This is a genomic window from Haladaptatus litoreus, assembly GCF_900156425.1.
GTDB classification, from domain to species: Archaea; Halobacteriota; Halobacteria; order Halobacteriales; family Haladaptataceae; genus Haladaptatus; species Haladaptatus litoreus.
Genome location: NZ_FTNO01000001.1, coordinates 1,170,296 through 1,188,340 on the forward strand (window position 1 = coordinate 1,170,296; position 18,045 = coordinate 1,188,340).

Annotated in this window: 20 protein-coding genes; 8 read left to right on the forward strand and 12 right to left on the reverse strand. The window is 58.2% G+C overall.

Annotated features, from left to right (window positions below; translation table 11 throughout):
- Positions 1-45: 45 nt before the first annotated feature.
- Complete coding sequence (locus tag BW974_RS06115; protein ID WP_076428942.1) at positions 46-699, reverse strand: hypothetical protein; 654 nt, start codon at positions 697-699, stop codon at positions 46-48.
- Positions 700-950: 251 nt separating this feature from the next.
- Here BW974_RS06115 and BW974_RS06120 point away from each other — a divergent pair, with 251 nt between their 5' ends.
- The gene (locus tag BW974_RS06120; protein WP_076430259.1) at positions 951-2,297 is read left to right on the forward strand and encodes an APC family permease; all 1,347 of its coding nucleotides are present in this window, start codon (positions 951-953) and stop codon (positions 2,295-2,297) included.
- A 13-nt stretch (positions 2,298-2,310) separates the two neighbouring features.
- Here BW974_RS06120 and BW974_RS06125 read toward each other — a convergent pair whose 3' ends face one another.
- Positions 2,311-3,525: a Cdc6/Cdc18 family protein gene (locus tag BW974_RS06125; protein ID WP_076428944.1), complete on the reverse strand. Its 1,215-nt coding sequence runs from the start codon at positions 3,523-3,525 to the stop codon at positions 2,311-2,313.
- A gap of 1,210 nt (positions 3,526-4,735) precedes the next feature.
- Complete coding sequence (locus BW974_RS06130) at positions 4,736-6,166, reverse strand: aldehyde dehydrogenase family protein (protein WP_076428946.1); 1,431 nt, start codon at positions 6,164-6,166, stop codon at positions 4,736-4,738.
- Between the two features lie 351 nt (positions 6,167-6,517).
- Here BW974_RS06130 and BW974_RS06135 point away from each other — a divergent pair, with 351 nt between their 5' ends.
- Complete coding sequence (locus BW974_RS06135; protein ID WP_076428948.1) at positions 6,518-7,243, forward strand: hypothetical protein; 726 nt, start codon at positions 6,518-6,520, stop codon at positions 7,241-7,243.
- Between the two features lie 30 nt (positions 7,244-7,273).
- Here the strand turns inward: BW974_RS06135 and BW974_RS06140 are convergent, their stop codons facing one another.
- Positions 7,274-8,014, reverse strand: a complete 741-nt coding sequence (locus tag BW974_RS06140; protein ID WP_076428951.1) for a DUF7504 family protein — start codon at positions 8,012-8,014, stop codon at positions 7,274-7,276.
- A gap of 115 nt (positions 8,015-8,129) precedes the next feature.
- On the opposite strand from BW974_RS06140, the gene BW974_RS06145 reads away from it, so the two are divergent.
- Positions 8,130-9,215 (forward strand): NADH:flavin oxidoreductase/NADH oxidase, encoded by a 1,086-nt coding sequence (locus tag BW974_RS06145; RefSeq protein WP_076428953.1) that lies wholly within the window; start codon positions 8,130-8,132, stop codon positions 9,213-9,215.
- A 56-nt stretch (positions 9,216-9,271) separates the two neighbouring features.
- On the opposite strand, the gene BW974_RS27435 is transcribed toward BW974_RS06145, so the two are convergent.
- The 5 genes from BW974_RS27435 to BW974_RS06160 all read right to left on the reverse strand — a co-directional run bounded on the left by BW974_RS27435 (position 9,272) and on the right by BW974_RS06160 (position 11,549).
- Positions 9,272-9,934, reverse strand: a complete 663-nt coding sequence (locus tag BW974_RS27435; protein ID WP_245799926.1) for a hypothetical protein — start codon at positions 9,932-9,934, stop codon at positions 9,272-9,274.
- Positions 9,826-10,056: a hypothetical protein gene (locus tag BW974_RS27440; RefSeq protein ID WP_245799927.1), complete on the reverse strand. Its 231-nt coding sequence runs from the start codon at positions 10,054-10,056 to the stop codon at positions 9,826-9,828. Before BW974_RS27440 ends, BW974_RS27435 begins: the two co-directional genes overlap by 109 nt.
- Positions 10,057-10,073: 17 nt before the next feature.
- Positions 10,074-10,334 (reverse strand): hypothetical protein, encoded by a 261-nt coding sequence (locus BW974_RS27445; RefSeq protein WP_245799929.1) that lies wholly within the window; start codon positions 10,332-10,334, stop codon positions 10,074-10,076.
- Between the two features lie 168 nt (positions 10,335-10,502).
- A complete protein-coding gene (locus BW974_RS06155; RefSeq protein WP_076428956.1) occupies positions 10,503-10,991 on the reverse strand; it encodes a DUF7992 family protein in 489 nt (162 codons plus the stop codon).
- Positions 10,992-11,027: 36 nt separating this feature from the next.
- Positions 11,028-11,549 (reverse strand): HAD family hydrolase, encoded by a 522-nt coding sequence (locus BW974_RS06160; RefSeq protein ID WP_076428958.1) that lies wholly within the window; start codon positions 11,547-11,549, stop codon positions 11,028-11,030.
- Between the two features lie 144 nt (positions 11,550-11,693).
- Between BW974_RS06160 and BW974_RS06165 the strand changes: the two genes are divergently transcribed.
- On the forward strand, positions 11,694-12,830 hold the full coding sequence (locus BW974_RS06165) for a CobW family GTP-binding protein (RefSeq protein WP_076430260.1): 1,137 nt from the start codon (positions 11,694-11,696) through the stop codon (positions 12,828-12,830).
- Here the strand turns inward: BW974_RS06165 and BW974_RS25435 are convergent, their stop codons facing one another.
- Positions 12,831-12,977 (reverse strand): hypothetical protein, encoded by a 147-nt coding sequence (locus BW974_RS25435; protein WP_175609630.1) that lies wholly within the window; start codon positions 12,975-12,977, stop codon positions 12,831-12,833.
- 162 nt (positions 12,978-13,139) lie between these two features.
- On the opposite strand from BW974_RS25435, the gene BW974_RS06170 reads away from it, so the two are divergent.
- Both BW974_RS06170 and BW974_RS06175 read left to right on the forward strand, forming a co-directional pair.
- A complete protein-coding gene (locus BW974_RS06170) occupies positions 13,140-14,336 on the forward strand; it encodes a GNAT family N-acetyltransferase (RefSeq protein WP_076428960.1) in 1,197 nt (398 codons plus the stop codon).
- 67 nt (positions 14,337-14,403) lie between these two features.
- Positions 14,404-15,123 (forward strand): DUF7547 family protein, encoded by a 720-nt coding sequence (locus tag BW974_RS06175; RefSeq protein ID WP_076428962.1) that lies wholly within the window; start codon positions 14,404-14,406, stop codon positions 15,121-15,123.
- Between the two features lie 546 nt (positions 15,124-15,669).
- Here the strand turns inward: BW974_RS06175 and BW974_RS06180 are convergent.
- The gene (locus tag BW974_RS06180; RefSeq protein WP_076428964.1) at positions 15,670-16,038 is read right to left on the reverse strand and encodes a Zn-ribbon domain-containing OB-fold protein; all 369 of its coding nucleotides are present in this window, start codon (positions 16,036-16,038) and stop codon (positions 15,670-15,672) included.
- A 2-nt stretch (positions 16,039-16,040) separates the two neighbouring features.
- Positions 16,041-17,192, reverse strand: coding sequence for a thiolase family protein (locus tag BW974_RS06185; protein ID WP_076428966.1), 1,152 nt, complete (start codon positions 17,190-17,192; stop codon positions 16,041-16,043).
- Between the two features lie 74 nt (positions 17,193-17,266).
- Between BW974_RS06185 and BW974_RS06190 the strand changes: the two genes are divergently transcribed.
- Both BW974_RS06190 and yciH read left to right on the forward strand, forming a co-directional pair.
- Positions 17,267-17,677 (forward strand): hypothetical protein, encoded by a 411-nt coding sequence (locus tag BW974_RS06190; protein WP_076428968.1) that lies wholly within the window; start codon positions 17,267-17,269, stop codon positions 17,675-17,677.
- 68 nt (positions 17,678-17,745) lie between these two features.
- Complete coding sequence (gene yciH / locus BW974_RS06195; protein WP_076428970.1) at positions 17,746-18,045, forward strand: stress response translation initiation inhibitor YciH; 300 nt, start codon at positions 17,746-17,748, stop codon at positions 18,043-18,045.

Below are 18,045 nucleotides of genomic sequence, written 5' to 3' on the forward strand. Positions count from 1 at the left end.
GTGCGTGCGGTTCGCGGAACAAACTATTTTCGCGTCGTCGAAATGTTAGTTCCCGCCGCCTCCATTTCCACCGCCATTACCGCCACCTCCGCCACCGCCCTGCAGGCTGACTTCTCCAACCATCGTGGTTGGATGGATGACGCAGATGTACTGCGCCACGTCCTGCGTGGCGACGAATTGGAGTGTTTGGGTTGCACCTTGCTGTGAAACCGTCTCGGTTACGTCAAGTGCATCTCCGGGGGGTGTTACCTGACCGCCACCGCCGCCTTGCCCATCTCCGCCACCGCCGCCTTGATTACCGCCCTGTCCGCCGCCGCCCATGTTCGTCTGCACGTCGGGGAAGATGACGGGAAGGTTCTGGCCGTCCGAGTCCTGCAAGGCGAAATTGTGCGGTTGGCCGTCGAGGTTCTCCCACGTCACCTCGTACACGTTTCCTGTCTGTAGCTCAAGCGTCGGATTCTGCTGGCCCTGAATGGATTGCGGCGAGCGCCCCTGCCACGCCTGTACTTCGCCACCAAATTCGAAGGACTCTGCGACGTTCTGCCCCTGCGCCGACGAAACTGCGGGGAGCACTGAGAGTCCAACCAGCGAAGCGCCTGTGGCTCTGAGGAATCGTCTGCGAGTCGCTCTACTGTGATTTTTTCGCGCGTTAGCGGTCTGTTCCTGTGTTCCGCTTTCGTCTGTCGGTGTGTTTGTCATACCGCAAAAGCACACAGCGAGCGCACCAATAAACGAACGAGATCGTTCGAAGCGTTATCCGATTCATCGCTGAAGGTTGATTTCGGTTTCGTTAGGGTAATCGGAACAACCACGTTCGCGCCGGACGTATGGAGCGATTAGATTCTGCGATGCGGGACGAAAACGGCTGTTTCGTCTGACGCAGTTGGTTCGGTGCTGGTGACTGAACAGCAGCGCAAACACTGATGGAACTGGCTGTCGTTCGTGGTACGATGGCGTCCGAAAAAATCGGATTGTCTGAATGTATTTCGATGGCAGTTGGGGGGATGGTCGGCGGCGGCATCTTCGCCGTGCTGGGCGTCGTTGCCATCACTGCCGGAACGCTCGCGTGGCTTGCGTTCGTGGTCGCGGGCATCATCGCGCTTTCAGCAGGCTACTCGTTCGTTCGATTGGGCCGCCTCGCAAACGAGGGGGATGGGCCGCTGACTTACGTGGAGCGGTTCACCGGCAGCCCGAAACTGGCGGGCATGACAGGATGGACATTCGTCGTTGGCTACGTCGGAACCATGGCCATGTACGCCTTCGCGTTCGGCGGCTACTTCGTTTCCCTCGTCGGCGTGCAGTCCGTCGCCGGGATTCCCGCCCGTCCGCTCGTCTCCGGGGGAATCGTCGTCTGCTTCGTCGCACTCAACACCCTCGGTGCACACGCATCCGGGCGAACCGAGGATGCACTCGTCGGCCTGAAAGTGCTGATTTTGCTCCTGTTCGGCGTCGGTGGACTCTACTACGGATTTCGACATGGAGAAATCCAGTCGGGATTCTCGGAATTTGGTGTCGGTCCCGTCGTCGCGGCAGCCCTCTCGTTCGTCGCATTCGAAGGCTGGGAACTCCTCCTGTTCGACCGAAACAGCGTCCGAAATCCGGCGGAAACGATTCGAACTGCGATTTACGTCTCCATCGTCGGTGTGACTGGTTTGTACGTTATCGTCGCCGTCGTGACCACGAACCTAGTCACTCCAGCGGTGATTCAACAGAACTCAGAAACTGCACTGGCAATCGCGGCACGGCCATTTTTCGGTCAGTTCGGATTCGTCCTCATTTCGGTGGCCGCGCTGTTCTCCACCGGAAGCGCGATTAACGCGACCCTATTCAGTTCGTCTCGATTGCTAAGCAGAATGGTTTCGGAGGAGTATCTCCCCGCACAACTCGAATCAGATGACAGTGACGAACCAGTTCGGGCCGTAGTGGTCCTTGGGCTTCTCACCATCGGATTCACAGTTCTTGGAAGTCTCGACGGAATTTCGTCGTTCGCCTCCCTCGCATTCATCACCATCTTCGGTGGGGTGAGCTACCTCGCGTTCAGAAATCGAACGAATCGGAGCGACCACGCGACGACCGGCGCGAGAGTCACAACCGTCGTCCCCGCGTTCGGCGTTCTCGGCGCACTGGCGACAGTTGTGGCGCTCGTTTGGCACCTCTACACGAGTCAGCAGTCGGTTTTCTGGACGGTTGCCGTCATCGCCATCGTGGTGGTCACAGTGGAGTTGTTGTACTTCGAACGCAAACCGATAGAAAAGCGACTGTCCCCGACCGAGTCGGATTCGGGAGATATTGCGTAATATCGATAATGACTCAGACGTAGCCCTTAACGCTCGTGTGAACGCCCATTGCTTCGAGCGTTTCCTCCAAGGCGTCGAGAACGACCGCCAAATCCTGCTGGAGGGCGTACTCGCGGTACTTTCCGCCCGCGGAGCCTTCGTTGATTTCGGAGACGGAGAGGATACCGAGCATCGAGAGGTCGTCAAGATGTTCGCGAAGCCAGCGCGCCGTGAGGGCTTCACGCTGTGCGGCGTCTGAAAGTGCTTTGTACCGGGAGTAAATTTCCCGCGACCGAGCAGGCGTCTCGCTCTCGGCTTCGAGCGTTGCGAGTGCGTAGACGACCAGTCGTTCGTGGTCGTTTAGGTCGGCGATTCCGCGAGCGACCTGCTCGCGTTCGAGCAGGTCGCGGCCCCGACGGACGTGTTCCTCTGAAACGCGTGCGGCGTTTTCCTCGCGGGCGAGGTCACCGGCTTTCAGGAGCAAATCGAGGGCCTTTCGCGCGTCGCCGGATTCCTGCGCGCCGAACGCGGCGCACAGCGGAATCACGTCGTCCGTCAGCACGTCGTCTTTGAACGCAACCTCTCGGCGTTGGTCGAGAACGGCGCGGAGTTCGTTCGCGTCGTAGGTGGAAAAGGAGATGGAACGCTCACAAAGCGACGAGCGAACCTTCGGAGAAAGACCGTCTCGGAACGTGAGGTCGTTGCTGATGCCGATGAGGCCGATCCGGGCTTCGGTGAGATTCTCGTTCTCGCGCGCACGAGAGAGTTGGTAGAGAATGCTGTCGTCCTTGAGGTGGTCGATTTCGTCCAGCACCAACAGGATGATGCCGCCGTGAGTGTCGAGTTCATCCCACATCAGTTCGTACACCTGCGACCGCGAATAGCCGGTTTCGCTGATCCGGTTGGCCGGATCGCGGAGGGTGTTCACGAGATGGCTAGCCACACGATAGCTGGAATTGAGGCCGTCGCAGTTGACGAGTTCCGTGAAGATGTCCAAGTCATCGTAGTCGCCCGCGTTGTGTTCGAGTTTGTCGAGTAGGAATCGCGTCGCCGCTGTTTTTCCGACACCGGCCTTGCCGTAGAGAAAGATGTTGTCCGGTTGCTCGCCGTAGATGGCGGGTTGGAGTGCGCCGTGATACTCGGCCAACTCGGAATCCCGCCCGACCAGCGTATCGGGCGTGTAATCGTCAAGCAATGCCTCCCGGTGTTTGTACGGGGAGTGTTCGCGGACGAAGTCGAATGAACCCATTACTCCACCGCAATCGGAGCAGGTTCATAACGCTTCCGAACCACCTGTTCCTGTGTTTCCTGTGTTTCGTGTGAAACAGCTGTGTCTGACGGATAGGGTTTGTAGTCCCGTTTCTCGGGAGTTTGGCGGTTGTTGGCCGTCCGTCGATTGTCGGGTAAATCGCCGCTAAACCACCCGTTCCGCTGAGTCTTCTGTTTCTTTTGACTCGTTTGTTTAAGTACTACCCCCACCCCTCAGTTCCGCTGTATCTGTGAGAAAGAGGGGGTGGGGGTGTGACGGGGGACTCTAGAATGGGAAGGTTCAAGTCATCATCACCACAACGATGTCCGTAAACCAGACAAAATAGACTATTTCACCGAGATAGTCGATGAATAATTCGTTTTCTCGAATTTCCGTCTCACCCCCACCACCCTTTTCGACGAGAAAACAGCGGAATCGAGGGGTGGGGGTATTTATAAATTAAACAAGACAACGGAAACATTGGAAATACCGGTGTAATTAGTCTCACCCCACGTCTATAGAGAACAACGGAACCGTGGGGTGGGTGAGAACCCCCGCGAAAGCAGATAACGATGGAAGCCAGCGAGAACGAAGCTTCCAAAGACAGCGGAACGACGGTGTATGAGGTGTGAGAAACAGTGTCGTATATTTCTCCGTCTGTTTCCATACTCTCGTTCTCACACTAACTCCGTTCCTTCCGAGCAATAGATAGACGCGTAAAACTTCTTTAAATAAGTAGAATGATCCGATTTATTAGCTGATAAACAGCGGAACGATGGGGGTACCGCATCACTCCCACACATCGTGAAACCGGTCGATGTTTCGATGGCAAGTCGACCGAAACGACGCTTACAATTGGCGAATGACGAAACTGCCAGACTGATAGTCGAAAGATAGTGCAACGACGAAAAACAGCGGAACGACGGGGTGATAAATGTAAAATGAAAGCGGGCGTTAGCGACGCGGAAGACAGCGGAACGACGGGGTGTAATCCAGACCGGTGGTGTCCAGAGAGGAAGCCGTCAGACACAGCGGAACGACGGGGTTGGTCGGGAACCGAGAGGCAGAGCGAGAGATAGAGCGAAAAGCAGCGCGAGAACCAGCGGGAGAAGTAGTGTGAGAAGCAGCAGGAGAAGTAGTGCGAGAGGCAGCGGAAGAATTAGTGCGAGAAATAGAGCAAAAAGCAGTGTAAGGGTAGCGAGTGATGCTCTTAGAGGATGATGCTCTTTTTCCGCACCATCTCCTCGATGGTCAGGTGAAGCCCCTGCCGACCGATGCCTGAACCCTTGTTCCCGCCGAACGGGATATCGCCGAGTCCGTGGCTCGGCGCGCCGTTGATTCTGACTGCTCCGGCGTCGAGTTTGTCGGCCATCCGCCGCGCGCGGTCGTAATCCGCCGTGAACACCGCGGCGTCGAGCGCCAAGTCGCCGCCGTTCGAGATTTCGAGGGCTTCCTCCTCGGTTTCGAACGTGGTGACTGCTGCGATGGGACCGAACTGCTCCTCGTGGACGATTCGGGCGTCGTGCGGGACGTTCGCCAGCAGAGTCGGTTCGAAGAACTGACCGTCGCGGTCGCCGCCGCGAATCAGGTCAGCACCTTTCTCGACTGCATCTTCCACCAGTTCTTCGACCCAATCGGCTTGATCTTCGCTGATGAGCGGCCCCATCTGCGTCTCTTCGTCGAACAGGTCGCCGATGACCCAGTTGTCCATCTCCGCTTCCAGTCGCTCGACCACTTCGTCGTGAACCTCTTCGTGTGCGACGACTCGACTCACGGCTGAACACCGCTGTCCGGCGTACTTGAGCGAGCCTTTCGCGCAAGCTCCGGCCACGTCGGAGAGGTCGGCGTCCGGGAACACGACTGCGGGCGCGTTTCCGCCGAGTTCCATGTGGAGGTTGACCATGCCGCTCTTTCGCGCGACGTGTTTTCCCGCCGGACTGGAACCGGTCATCGTTATCATGTTGATGCGGTCGTCGCCCACGAGTAGGTCGCCGATTTCGCTCGCACTGCCGGGCGTGAAGTTGAACGCACCCTTGGGAATGTCCTGCTCGGAAATCACCTCGGCGAGAATCGCGGCACTGATTGGCGTCTTGCTCGCGGGTTTGAGGATGACGCAGTTGCCCGCCGCGAGCGCGGGAGCAACCTCTAACGCCGTCGTCGCGAGGGGATAGTTGTAGGGCGTGATTGCCAGAATCGTGCCAACTGGTTCCGGCTTGATGATGGCTTCCCAGCCCTCGTGGCCGTCCGTCGTTCCTTCGCGGAACTCGCCGCGGAGGTCGTGGGCCTCTTCTGCGGCGCGGCGGAAGCGTTCGGCGGCGCTTTCGACTTCACCGCGCGCGCTGGAAATTGGCTTGCCCGCCTCACGGACGATGACTTCCGCCAACTCCTCTTTCCGGTCGAGAAGGCCGTCCGCGATGGACTCCATCCACTTCGCTCGCTGTGGAATCGTCGTCTCGCGCATTTCGGCTTCCGCGCGCTGGGCGGCCGCGAGCGCGTTGTCGGCCTGTTCGGCGCCGGCGGCGGCGACTTCGGCGAAGATACCGTCTTCCGCGAGGTCGGTCACCTCAAGTACGTCATCGGCATCCAGCCATTCGCCATCAATGAACAACTGCTCTCGCCGATGGAGACGTTTCTGTGTCATAGCTATCCCTTAGCACTCCGTCGGTAAATTATTTACTCACAATTGGATTAATGACTCTCGTTGTTTCCGACGCTTCCAGTAGAAAATGCTACCGAGTCACGTTCGGTTCCCTATCGTGTACCGTTCGATATTCCGCACATCGGACGACACTCTTGCAGGAAATCCGCGCCGCAGACGTATTTCTGTATTGGCCGTTTATGAACTGCACAGTGTACTGGCCACATCATCCATTCCTATCCCTTTGGAATCCTGTCCTCTCTCCAGACTGCTTTTTTCTCCTCGGATTATTCCTCGTGATAATTTCGCTGAAACATTTATGCCCTCTCGCTCGAACGACATACCAACTATCGTATGGTTTCGAAGGGGTTCTTCCGGGGGTCACAGGAGCTAATCGAGCGGAGCGATGGCCGACACCAATTTTTCCACTATCGAGGCGAACGCTGTCTCAGCGCACTCGTGACAGCAGGTCGTGGTATCGCTCGACTCCAATCGGCCTCCGCCGAATCAAAAATCGAGTACCTTGACGTGCTGAGTGAACTCAACGACCACTACTTCGAGGCGCGGGCGTTCGAGAACAACGTGAAAGGGAAGTTCTACCGCTACGACGACGAGACGGAACGACGGTTCCGCTCGTCGGTCACCGAGGAACTGTCCCGGTCGGTGGGACTGCTTCGCCGACTGCTGGCGGTTCACGGTGAACTTCTCGAACCGAACGCCGACACCGGCCAGTTCGAACTCGTCAATTCCGCCGAAACCGTCAACCGAGAACTGGTTGCGACGGTTTCGAAATACACGGGACGCGCAGTTCGCGGCGGTTGGTATCCCATTATCCAATCCTACGACCACTCTCTCAACCCTGGCGAACGAATCGCGGAAGGGAACCGACGCCGACGGCAACGACTGTTCGGCCAACAGGATATTCCGGGCGTTACGCAACTGCTCGACACACCGCTGTTCGAGCAGATAACGAACGACGACATCGCTCGCCTTCGGAAATTAGACCGCTTTGCGCCCACGGAAGGGCGGCGAATCGTCACCCGACTGAACAACCGCCAGCCGTGGCTGCTGTCCGATTGACAACCTACTGAAAACGTAGTACATCCAAAGTTAGAGCGACAGCCAGTCCGTCGTCACGTCCTGCTGTACCAACTGCCATCTGTGCACCGGCTCGCCGCTTCCCATGTTAACTTCGACGATGGCGTCGAAAACCGGTGCGAGCGTGTTTACAGCGGCCGAATCCATCTCAGTTGGAAGATGGAAGTGAGCCATCCCGTTGACGTTTCGAACACGAGCGGTCAAGATATGTAAGAATCGAAACACCGATTCGTGGCTGTGCTCGCCCAAAAGCGGGACGAGTGAGTCGAAACACACGCGCAGTTCACCCGATTGCAAGCCGCCACTTTCCCGTTCGAACTCGTCGATGGCCTCGGAAATCGTGATTCCGAGGCGGGCGAGACTTCCGCTCGTAACGATGGTCGTTTCCGAGTCGTCATCGTGGCCGTGGCCGATACCGTGGTCGCTGCCGTCGTGACCGGTGCTCGACACCGTCGCGGTGCTTCGTGTGTGCGTCGTCCGTTCGATGATTTTTACGTTTCCGGCGTTCGAACCGACGCCCACTTCCTCGCATTTCTGATGTTCGTGGCAAGTCGCCCCATCGGTTTTGACGAATAGTCGGTACCGCGGCTCTGTTTTGGACTCGCCGAGAAACCGCTCGCAGGCACGTCCCATCGCTGGCTGTGGCCCAACGAGGAGCAACCCGCTTCCACGGCGTTTGAGTCCCGCCAGTGTCCGGGTAAAGGCTGCCGCTGTCTCCGACGAGTGGGCACTGTTTTCGCCACGGTTCTGCATTGTTTCACATATATTATTTACTGTATTATAAATTTTCGGGTAGGCGCGTCAGAACTATCGGCAAACACGGCAGTGTCTGTAGCTATTTTCACTACCAAATGCGTAGACGAAGACGATGTCCGACGACCTATTCAGCAGCATCTCGTTTCGGGACAGTACTGCGCGAAATCGTGTGATGGTGTCTCCGATGTGTCAGTATTCCTGCACAGGAGACGGGTTGGCGACCGACTGGCACCGCGTTCACCTCGGAAGTCGCGCGACCGGCGGCGCGGGAATCGTCATGACGGAGGCAACGGCCGTCGAACCTCGCGGTCGTATCTCGCCCAACGACCTCGGCATCTGGAGCGAGGAACACGCTGACGCGCTCGAACCCGTCGCGCGATTCATCCGCGAACAGGGGTCGGTTCCGGCAATTCAGCTCGCGCACGCGGGGAGAAAAGCGAGTAAGTCCCGACCGTGGGAGGGAAACACTCCACTGCAATCCGACGAAGGCGGCTGGGAAACCGCCGCACCGAGCGCCGATACGTGGCCCTACGAGTCCGAGCCGCCGGAAATTCGCGAGATGACGAAAGACGACATCGGAACCGTCGTGGACGCCTTCGCAACCGCGGCACAGCACTCCCTCGATGCCGGATTCGAAATCGCAGAAGTTCACGCCGCCCACGGCTATCTGCTCCACGAATTTCTCTCACCGGCCGCGAACCACCGCGAGGACGAGTACGGCGGAAGTTTCGAAAATCGAACCCGTATCGTCCGCGAAGTGACCGAAACAGTTCGTGAAATCTGGCCAGACGACAAACCCGTGTTCATCCGAATTTCCGCGACTGACTGGCTTCCGAACCGGGATTCGTGGACAATCGAGGAGTCGGTTCGGCTCGCGAACCAACTCTCCGACGTGGTTGACCTCATCGACGTGAGCGCTGGCGGTTTGCATCCCGACCAGCAGATTCCGAGCACCGGCCCGAACTATCAGGTTCCCTACGCCGAGCGAATCCGCGAACAGACCGAAATTCCGGTCGGCGCAGTCGGCGGGATTACCGAACCGACGCAGGCCGACGCCCTCATCCGGAACGAACGCGCCGACCTCGCTGTCGTCGGACGTGAACACCTCCGCGACCCGTACTTCACGCTTCACGCTGCCGAAGAACTGGGGGCGGAAGACCGAATCGAGTGGCCACAGCAGTACCGGCGCGCGGTGTAGTCTCTCGGCCTACACCAACTCATCTTTTCAGGCTTGCGCCCACTCGTCTTTCGGGCCTACACCCACTCACCTTCGAGATACTGTTTGACCGTTTTCGAGGTGTCGGGAATCGACACGAGCGTCGCCGCCGTCGTGGTCGTATTCGTGGACGTTTCCGTGGTGGTCGTCGTATTCGTCTCCGTCGTGGTGGTCGTTGTCGTGGTAGTCGTCCCGCCCGAACCCTCGTCGGTAACTCGTTCCACGATGGTTCCGCCGTCGCCAACCGCGACATCGACGCCGTTCGACCCGTGCGATGCGCCGCGGAATGTCGTTTCGACCGACGTTTGCTGTCGTTGCCACTGTCCCGCCGAAAGCCGTTCGTACATTTTACCGCCGACTCCTGCCGCGAGGCCATCGTCCCCGTCTCGGTCGATAGCGCGGATGGCCTGCCGTCCGCCGTCGATGACGTGTGGCGTCCAGCGGAAGCCGTCGTATCGGTAGACGATTCCGCCGCCGCCCGCGACGTTCACGTCTTTTTCGCCGACGCTGGCGATGTCGAAGAAGTTCTGTCCGGCGAAGTCGATGCCCGGAATGGTGGAACCGCCACCCGGCTTGATGACATCCTCGTACTTCATCGCGCCACTGCTCTGGCGGACGCCGACGAGTAGTTCGCCGGAACCGTTGACGAAGTAGAGTCGTTCGTCCTCGCCGCCGTTTCCAGTGACTGCAAGTCTTCCCACGTGCTCGTCTTCCCTTTCGGCGCGGAGTAGTTGGTCAGCGTCTCCGTCTCCACGTCGTATTCGCCGATGACGCCGCTTCCACCGACGAACCAGATTCGGTTTCCGTCGTCAGTTACGTCCACGCCGATCAACGGACGACTCAGGCCTGCGGGCCGTATTCGACGACTTTCTCCCAACCGCTCTTACGACGAGCGAGGACATCGCCGCCCGCGCCGACAGCGAACGGGCCTTCCGACGTATCGACAACGCCGTTCAGCGTTTTGGTCGTCGGTGATTCGATGGAACTCCACTCGTCCGACGATTCCGTCTGTGCTGACGTTACCAAACTCGCAATTCCAACAGAGGCGACTGCGGTTGCCCCTCCAACTCGAAGAAACTGGCGTCGTGTCTTTTTGGGCATTTGGTCACGCACCGTTTTGGTATTCCCAGTACAAATATAAGTAATACTTTGACCTCACAAAATAATAATCTAATTTCTGCTAGTTCCTAATTTTCCTTTCAGATAAAAAGTACAACGTCCAAAACAGTATCCGTTGAATGAGAATTCACACACTCGTTTCTCTGCGTTTCATTCGTCCCGGTTTCGCTCGTTTTCCGGAAGTGCATCGTCGCGGGCATTGTACTGCTCGCCGAAGGTTTCGGTCACTTCCGCCTCCTCGTCCCACGCGACGTAGTAGTCGGAAAGCACGCCCGCGACTGTTTCCCCCAACTCGTCCAGTTCCTCGTTGATTTCAGACACCTGTGACCACGAGTCGAGCGATGGATGCAGTTCCTCCCAGTCGTTTTCGATTTCCGGCGATTCGTACTGCACTTCCTCTGACTCCTCGTCCCAAAAGAAATCGAGGTCGGAAAGCAAATCGAGGTCGAGGAGTACGCGATACGACTCCTCGGAAAGCGGCGTCTCCGCTGCCCACTCGCGGAATCCTTCCTCCCACGCGTTTTCCTCGCCGTCGAGGTACTCTTGCAAGTCGCCCCGGTTCTCTCCATCGGGTTCGTACTGGTCTTCACGCTCTCCGTCGATGGTCGGCGCGTCGGGTGTGCTCACGTCCAGACTCATAGCTAGATGGACGCCGCTCAGAGCGATAAACTCTCACTACACCCGCCGGAACGCGGTTCCTGCTCTCCGAGCAGTTACCTCGTCACTGTCCGAATCGCCGACGAACAGCGTTTTCTCCGGATTCGCGCCTAACTGTTCCACCGCGGTCAGGAGCGGTTCGGGATGCGGTTTCCGATTTTCGACCGAGTCCCGACCGACGATTGCCCCAATGTCTTTCGAAATGCCGTGTGCGTCCAACGCCTCGCGGCACGCCGCCTCGCAGTTGAGCGAACAGATGCCGACCGGTACGTTCGCTTCGACTAGCTTGTCCATATCCGGTAGTCGCTCGGAATTTCGTGCGCCTTCGCGCTCCGCCGCCGCGATGTGCGGTTCGATGTCCGCCATGGCACCGATTTCCTCCGCAATCGGCACCAAATCCAACGCATCGTCTGCGTCCGGATTTTCGCCGTGTTCCCGAAGTATCGGTTTGATTTCCTCCGCCGTTTCCTCCCAATCCACGGCGAGTCGGACCAACGTTCCGTCGAGGTCGTACACGATAGCGTCGTATGAAGTAGTCATATTTGTAACCAATGGGAATTCTGTATAAATGCTTTCTCGCCATTCGATGCGTGGAAAATACATCGTTCGACCAGTTTCAATCGCTTGACTGCTCCGCGAATTACCATGCCAATTGCTATCCCGAAGCAGACCGATACCGAAACTATGGGGGACGAACGAATTCCAATTACGGTCGTTACCGGCTGTCTCGGGGCGGGAAAAACGACGCTCATCAACCACGTTCTCGACGACCCCGGCGACCGCAGTGTCGCAGTCGTCGTCAACGACGTGGGGGAAGTGAACGTCGATACCGAACTCATACAGGGCGCGACCGACGACATCGTAGACCTCTCGAACGGCTGTCTCTGCTGCCAGCTGCAGGATGATCTTCGCTTGACGCTCGCGCTGCTGCGCGACAGCCGCGAGTTCGACTGCCTCCTCATCGAAGCATCGGGCGTGAGCGAACCGATTCCGCTCGCTCGGACGCTCCTCGGAATGGACGACGAGGAAGTAGACCCGACAGACGAGTATCGCTTAGATACGATGGTTTCGGTCGTCGATAGCGTCGGCTTCGCAAACGCATTCGACACGGAAACCGGTCAGTTACGTGATGCGGGTGCAGGTAGCCAGCGCCCATTGACCGATGTGCTAGTCGAAACCGTCGAGTTTTGTGATTTGCTCCTGTTGAACAAATGCGACGTGCTTCCCGAAGATTCGCTGGACGAGGTCGAAGCTCTCGTCAGGGAACTCCAACCGAACGCGGAACTGATTCGGACGATAGATGCCGCCGTCCCTCCCGAAACGATTCTCGAAACCGACCGATTCGATTTCGAGGAGGCGCGGCGCTCGCCGGGTTGGAAACACGCGCTGGCGAGTGCTAGAAGTACTGACCACGATGTCGAACACGACCACGGGGAGCATTCTCACCGAGAACACGACGCGGAAACCGAATCTGTCGCTGACCGCATCGAAACCCTCGTCTACGAGCGAGAGCGCCCGTTTCATCCCGACCGACTGAACGCGTGGCTGGACGATTGGGATGGCAGTATCGCTCGAACGAAAGGCGTCTGTTGGATAGCCGGGTGGGACGACGACGCGATGGGATTGAATCAAGCCGGGCCGTCGGTTCGGTGCGGGTCGCTCGGGGAGTGGAACCCAGACGAGCGAACGACGCGGCTCGTTCTCATCGGTACGGACATCGACGAAGACAGCGTTACGGCCGCACTCGACAGATGTCTCGTCAGACCGGATGAGGGAGACGTTTCGCGGAAGCCGGAACGGGGGCCGTTTCCGCGGCGCTGACTACGCAAGTTGGTCGCGGAGGTCGTCCCACGATTCGTGAAAACCGTATTCGTCGTCGCTGCGGGAACCGACTGCACGTTGGTACACGTCATCGTAGTCGAGGAGTTTCGTCCAGCCGTCCTCGCGGGCGGTGCAGTATTGGCACATAGTAGTACGGAATGCGGTGAACGGGAATAATTCTTTGTGGTGGTTTGTATTCGACGTTTCCCGTCCGTATCCGCCAGCATGCATCCCTCCAATTTAATATAGCGAAATAGAATATATGTGTGCGGTACGAACCTATTTCTCATTTCACAACAATCCACGATTATGCCCGAATACCGCCCGATTCCCGCAAAACGCAAGCGGGAGTACGAGGAGTTTTTGCATTACGCCTTCCGTCCGGAAGACGGCCCGAAGTCGGACGAGGATGACGACGACAAACCGGAACTCGGCGACCGACGGGGACTTTTCGACGGCGACGACCTCCGCTGTGTCTGCAAACACCACTGGTTCACCACACACATTCGCGGTGAGTGGCACGAGATGGCCGGACTATCCGCCGTCGCCTCGCCGCCCGAGAGTCGTCGCAGGGGATTGGTACAGCAGTTGCTCGCAGATTCGCTCGCCGAGTATCGTGAAAACGAGGTGTATTTTTCGGCCCTTTGGCCCTTCTCCTACGAATTTTACCGAAAATACGGCTGGGGGACGGTGAACAAGTACACGAAGTACGAGACGACGCCCGATGCTCTCGCGCTGGACACCGAACCGGCGGGCGAGTTCCGCCGACTCGATGCCGACGAGTGGGAACTGCTCCAATCGGTGTTCGACGCACACAGCCAGAAGTACGCGCTTTCCATCGACCGAACGGAAGACTGGTGGCGACGCCGCGTTTTCGAAGGGTGGAAGAAAGACCCCTACGTGTATGCGTGGACGAAAGAGGGCGAAAACGACGCTCGTGGCTACGTCGTCTACACGATTGAAGAGAACGATGACGGTGACGGCAAGCGACTCAAAATCTGGGAGATGGCTTACGTGGACGACGAAGCCTACCGCCACCTGCTTCGATTCGTTCAGTATCACGACTCACAAGTCGAAACCGTCGAATTGTCCCACGAACCCGAGGACACGGGCCTTCTCGACATGGTGGACAATCCCCGAGATGTGGACTGTGAGATTGGAACTGGCCCGATGTTCCGACTCGTGGACGTTCCACGCGCCCTCGAAAGCATCTCCTACCCCGACGAAGTTGAGGGAACTCTCGTCCTCCGCATTACTGACCCGCTTGCAGAGTGGAACGACGGAACATTCGAACTCGACACCGACGACATCGTCCTCTGCGACCGAACCGACGACGACCCGGACGTGACGCTCGACGTGAACACGCTTTCGCAGTTAGTTGCCGGATATTACTCCGTCGCCGATGCAGAGCGGTTCGACGCCTGCGCCGTCGAATCGGACGACGCCCGCGCCCGTCTCGACTCGCTGTTTCCGAAACGGGACGTGTTCCTCCGTGAAGGATTCTGACGACCACTGTTGACCAGCCTCCGTTCGACCAACCAATATTTTTGTTCTGCGGTGCGAACGTCCGACTATGCCAGACGACCCGGACGACCTCGAAGACCGAATCGAGGAGTTGGAGACGATGTTGCGCGATTTGCAGACCGAACTCCAACGTCCTCCTCGCGGCCCATTCGGCCTTCCGCGCCCGCCGACGCCCCGCGAAATGCTTTCGTTCACCAGCGAATACGCCCTCCCAACGCTCATCACCATGCTGGAGGCGAACATCCGCGCGCTCAAAGCACTCCAGCAAATCATCCGCCTCGTTGACCCCGAATACGATTCGACCGGTGAAGCGCGCTCCGAACTAAGTTCCCGTGCCGGGCGTGCAAGTCAGGCTACCTTAGACCGCCTCCAATCCACGCTCGAAGATGTCGAAGGTGCACTGACGGAGGGCGGCCTGCCGCAGGAACCGGGCGCGCGCCGAATCCTCGAAGACGCTCGCCGACTCAGCGACGACATCAAAGGAGAGATTTCTGCGGGGAGGGAGCAGGCCGATAGCAGTCGTGAAACGATAAAAGTAGACGAGGCGGACGAAGAACGCGAAGACGGCGAGGAAATCGAAATAGGGGAGGAAAAACCGCAGGTCGATGTCGATGCCGAACTGCGCTCGATTCGGGATGAACTGGGTGCTCGCGGCAACGGTGATTCCGAGGCAAATTTGGATGAGGGCGATGGTTCCGAGGGCGACGACTCGGACGATGGCGCGGAAGGTGGCGCGAGTACTGCCGATTCGGACGATTCTGAGAAATAGAACTCTATCGTTTTCTTGCTGTGTTCGGTGATGCTAACTGTTGCCGACTCCACTGAAATCAGTGGACTGAAAACGCATCAGTCAACGAAGAATATCTTTTCCAGATTCAGTCACAGTTTAGAGAATCATTTTTGACTAAGTCGATTACAAATCACGGCAACACACAACCGCACCGCGACAGCCACATCCTCCCCAACCGATTCCTTCGCGCCTCTCGGCGCTCCGTCATCCGCCGTCCGAGCCAAGCTCTGACGAGCCATTCGTTCGCACGGAAAGAGACACGCTCTTTCCTGCTCTCGTTCGCTCCTCCGTCACTCACGAGAACTCCTGCGTCGCTCACGAAGATCTCGCGCGATACTCGACAGGCCTTCGGGGTTCCCTCAGGCCTGCCGACGCGCGCCACCGTGGTTTGTGTCTATTCAAAAAGTCCGAAATTGACTTGGTAGCGCGTGCGGTGGCGGTACGATTGGAGCCGGCAGTAGATAGCCACACCGAAGCAAACGAGACATCGAACCTGCTAATCAGACAAAAACTCCTCCCGTCACATCATGTCGTAGGTTCGAACCGATAGCCGTCCCAGTCCTGACTCTCTTTTTCTCGAATCCCGGCATCCGAATCACGAAGTTCATCCGCATACACTGGTCGAACCTCGTCGCCAATCGCTACCTCGTCACCACCTGTCACTTGCCCGATTGTCCGCACTGACTCGCCATCTACATCGAACTCCACGATTGCGAGGTGATTGGGCTGCCGAACGCCGGGCGGCGTCGCGGTGCTGGTCGTCCACGTTACGACCTCGGCGGTTCTGTCGGTCAAATCCACGGTTTCTGTCTGCGGTTCCGCACACTCCGGACAGCGCGGGTGCCCCGGATTTGTCAGGTGACCGTTCGGACAGCGATGTGCTTCGAGCGGCATGATTATCGCGCCTCCATGATGGTAGTCGTGACACAGTTTCCAAATCCGCCGACGTTGCAGGCCAGTGCGACTTCCGCGTCAACCTGTCGCTTTCCGGCCTCGCCGAGCAGTTGTTGATGCAGTTCGTACGCCTGTGCGACCCCGCTCGCGCCGAGCGGGTGACCCTTAGATTTCAGGCCGCCGGAGGTGTTGATGGGGAGTTCCCCGTCGCGGTCGGTGACACCCTCCTCGACGGCTTTCCAGCCTTCCCCTTGGTCGAAGAAGCCGACAGCCTCGCTCTGGAGAAATTCGAGGATGGTGAACATGTCGTGGAGTTCCGCCACGTCCACGTCGTCGGGGTCGCGTTCGGCCATCTGGTAGGCGAGTTCGCTGCTCTCGTAGGCCGCACCCATCACGGTGGGGTCGGCGCGCTGGTGTACGACGTGAGTGTCCGTCGCGCCCGCGATACCCGAAATCACGGTGTAGTCGTCGGTGTACTCCTTCGCCTTCGATTCGGGACAGAACAGGAGCGCCGCGCTCCCGTCGGTGATGGGACAGAAGTCGTACAGTCGCAGCGGGTCGGCCACGATTGGCGAGTCCATCACCGTCTCCAAATCCACCTCCTTGCGGAACTGGGCGTGCGGATTATCGACGCCGTTTTTGTGATTCTTCACGGCCACCTTCGCCAAACTCTCGCGCGGCGCGTCGTACTCGTGGAGGTACCTGCGGGCGGTCAACCCCGCAAAACTCGGGAGCGTGACGCCGTGTTTGTACTCTTCGGGGTGGGTCAGCGAGGCGATTACGTCCGTCGCCTCGGCGGTGGATTTGTGGGTCATCTTCTCGCCGCCGACGAGCATGGTCATGTTGCTCGCCCCCGACGCGACGGATTGCCACGACGAATAAATTCCTGCTCCGCCGCTCGCGCTCGTCTGGTCTACCCGCTGGGTGTAGGCCGGAAGCGCGCCCAAATCGTGTGCCAATGCGTTCGGAATCCCCGTCTGGCCCTCGAACTCGCCGCTCGCCATGTTCGAGACGTAGAGATGTTCTACGTCCAGTGGCGAGACAGAAGCATCGTCGAGACAGGCCTGTCCGGCTTCAGCGAGCAGGTCGCGTATCCACCCCTCGCGGTTGCCGAACTCGGTCATCGACGCGCCGATGACTGCGACTCGGTTCATGGCACAGACGACGCGCGGGTGGGTTTAGAATCTTGAGATTGCGGTTCCCGAAGGGAAGACATTTGTCACGATCCATGCTTGTGTCAGATTTTCGACAAAGAGCCTTCCTCACCGCTACCACCACGGCACCGATTGTTGGTTCCGGCTGTCTCGGGATTCTCGATTCTCCAGAAGCGAGGTTCGGTCGTCTCGACTTCATCAACGCCGACGACAAACCACATGAATTTCATATCGTATTTGAACGGGACGGAGCCCGTATCCACGAACTCTCTCGCCGAGTGGCGAGCGATGACATCGAAGGTTTTCGCGTCAATCACGAAGAGTGGGCAAGCAAGCCGGCTCGGTACACGCTGTCCATAGCGGTGGCCGACGACCGAAATGATGTGACGTACACGGAGGACGGATGTCACGACCTGATACTCAACTACAGGCCCGGTCGTATCGGCATCTACTCGCACAACCACGGCGAGAAATGTGAGAAGTAGTGTTTGTCAGATTTCTCGGGACATTGTGAGACAGAGCCAAGGTACTGGATACCATAGATTCATCTGCCGTGGCAAAAGACGACTTCAATTCCATCACGGGACTACCGGAAGAACTCGGCATCGACGAGGATTTGGGGCGAACCGAACAACGCCTCACGATTCGAATCGAAAAACGACGCTACGACAAGCCGGTGACCATCGTGGAAGGGTTCGACACCGATTCGGCCAATCTGAAAGAACTCGCGTCGGAACTCAAGCGAAAGATGGCGACCGGCGGAACGATACAGGACGAAGCGATCGAACTTCAAGGGAATCACCGCGAGCGAGTGGGGGAGGTTCTGCGAGAGAAGGGATACGCCGTCGAGTAG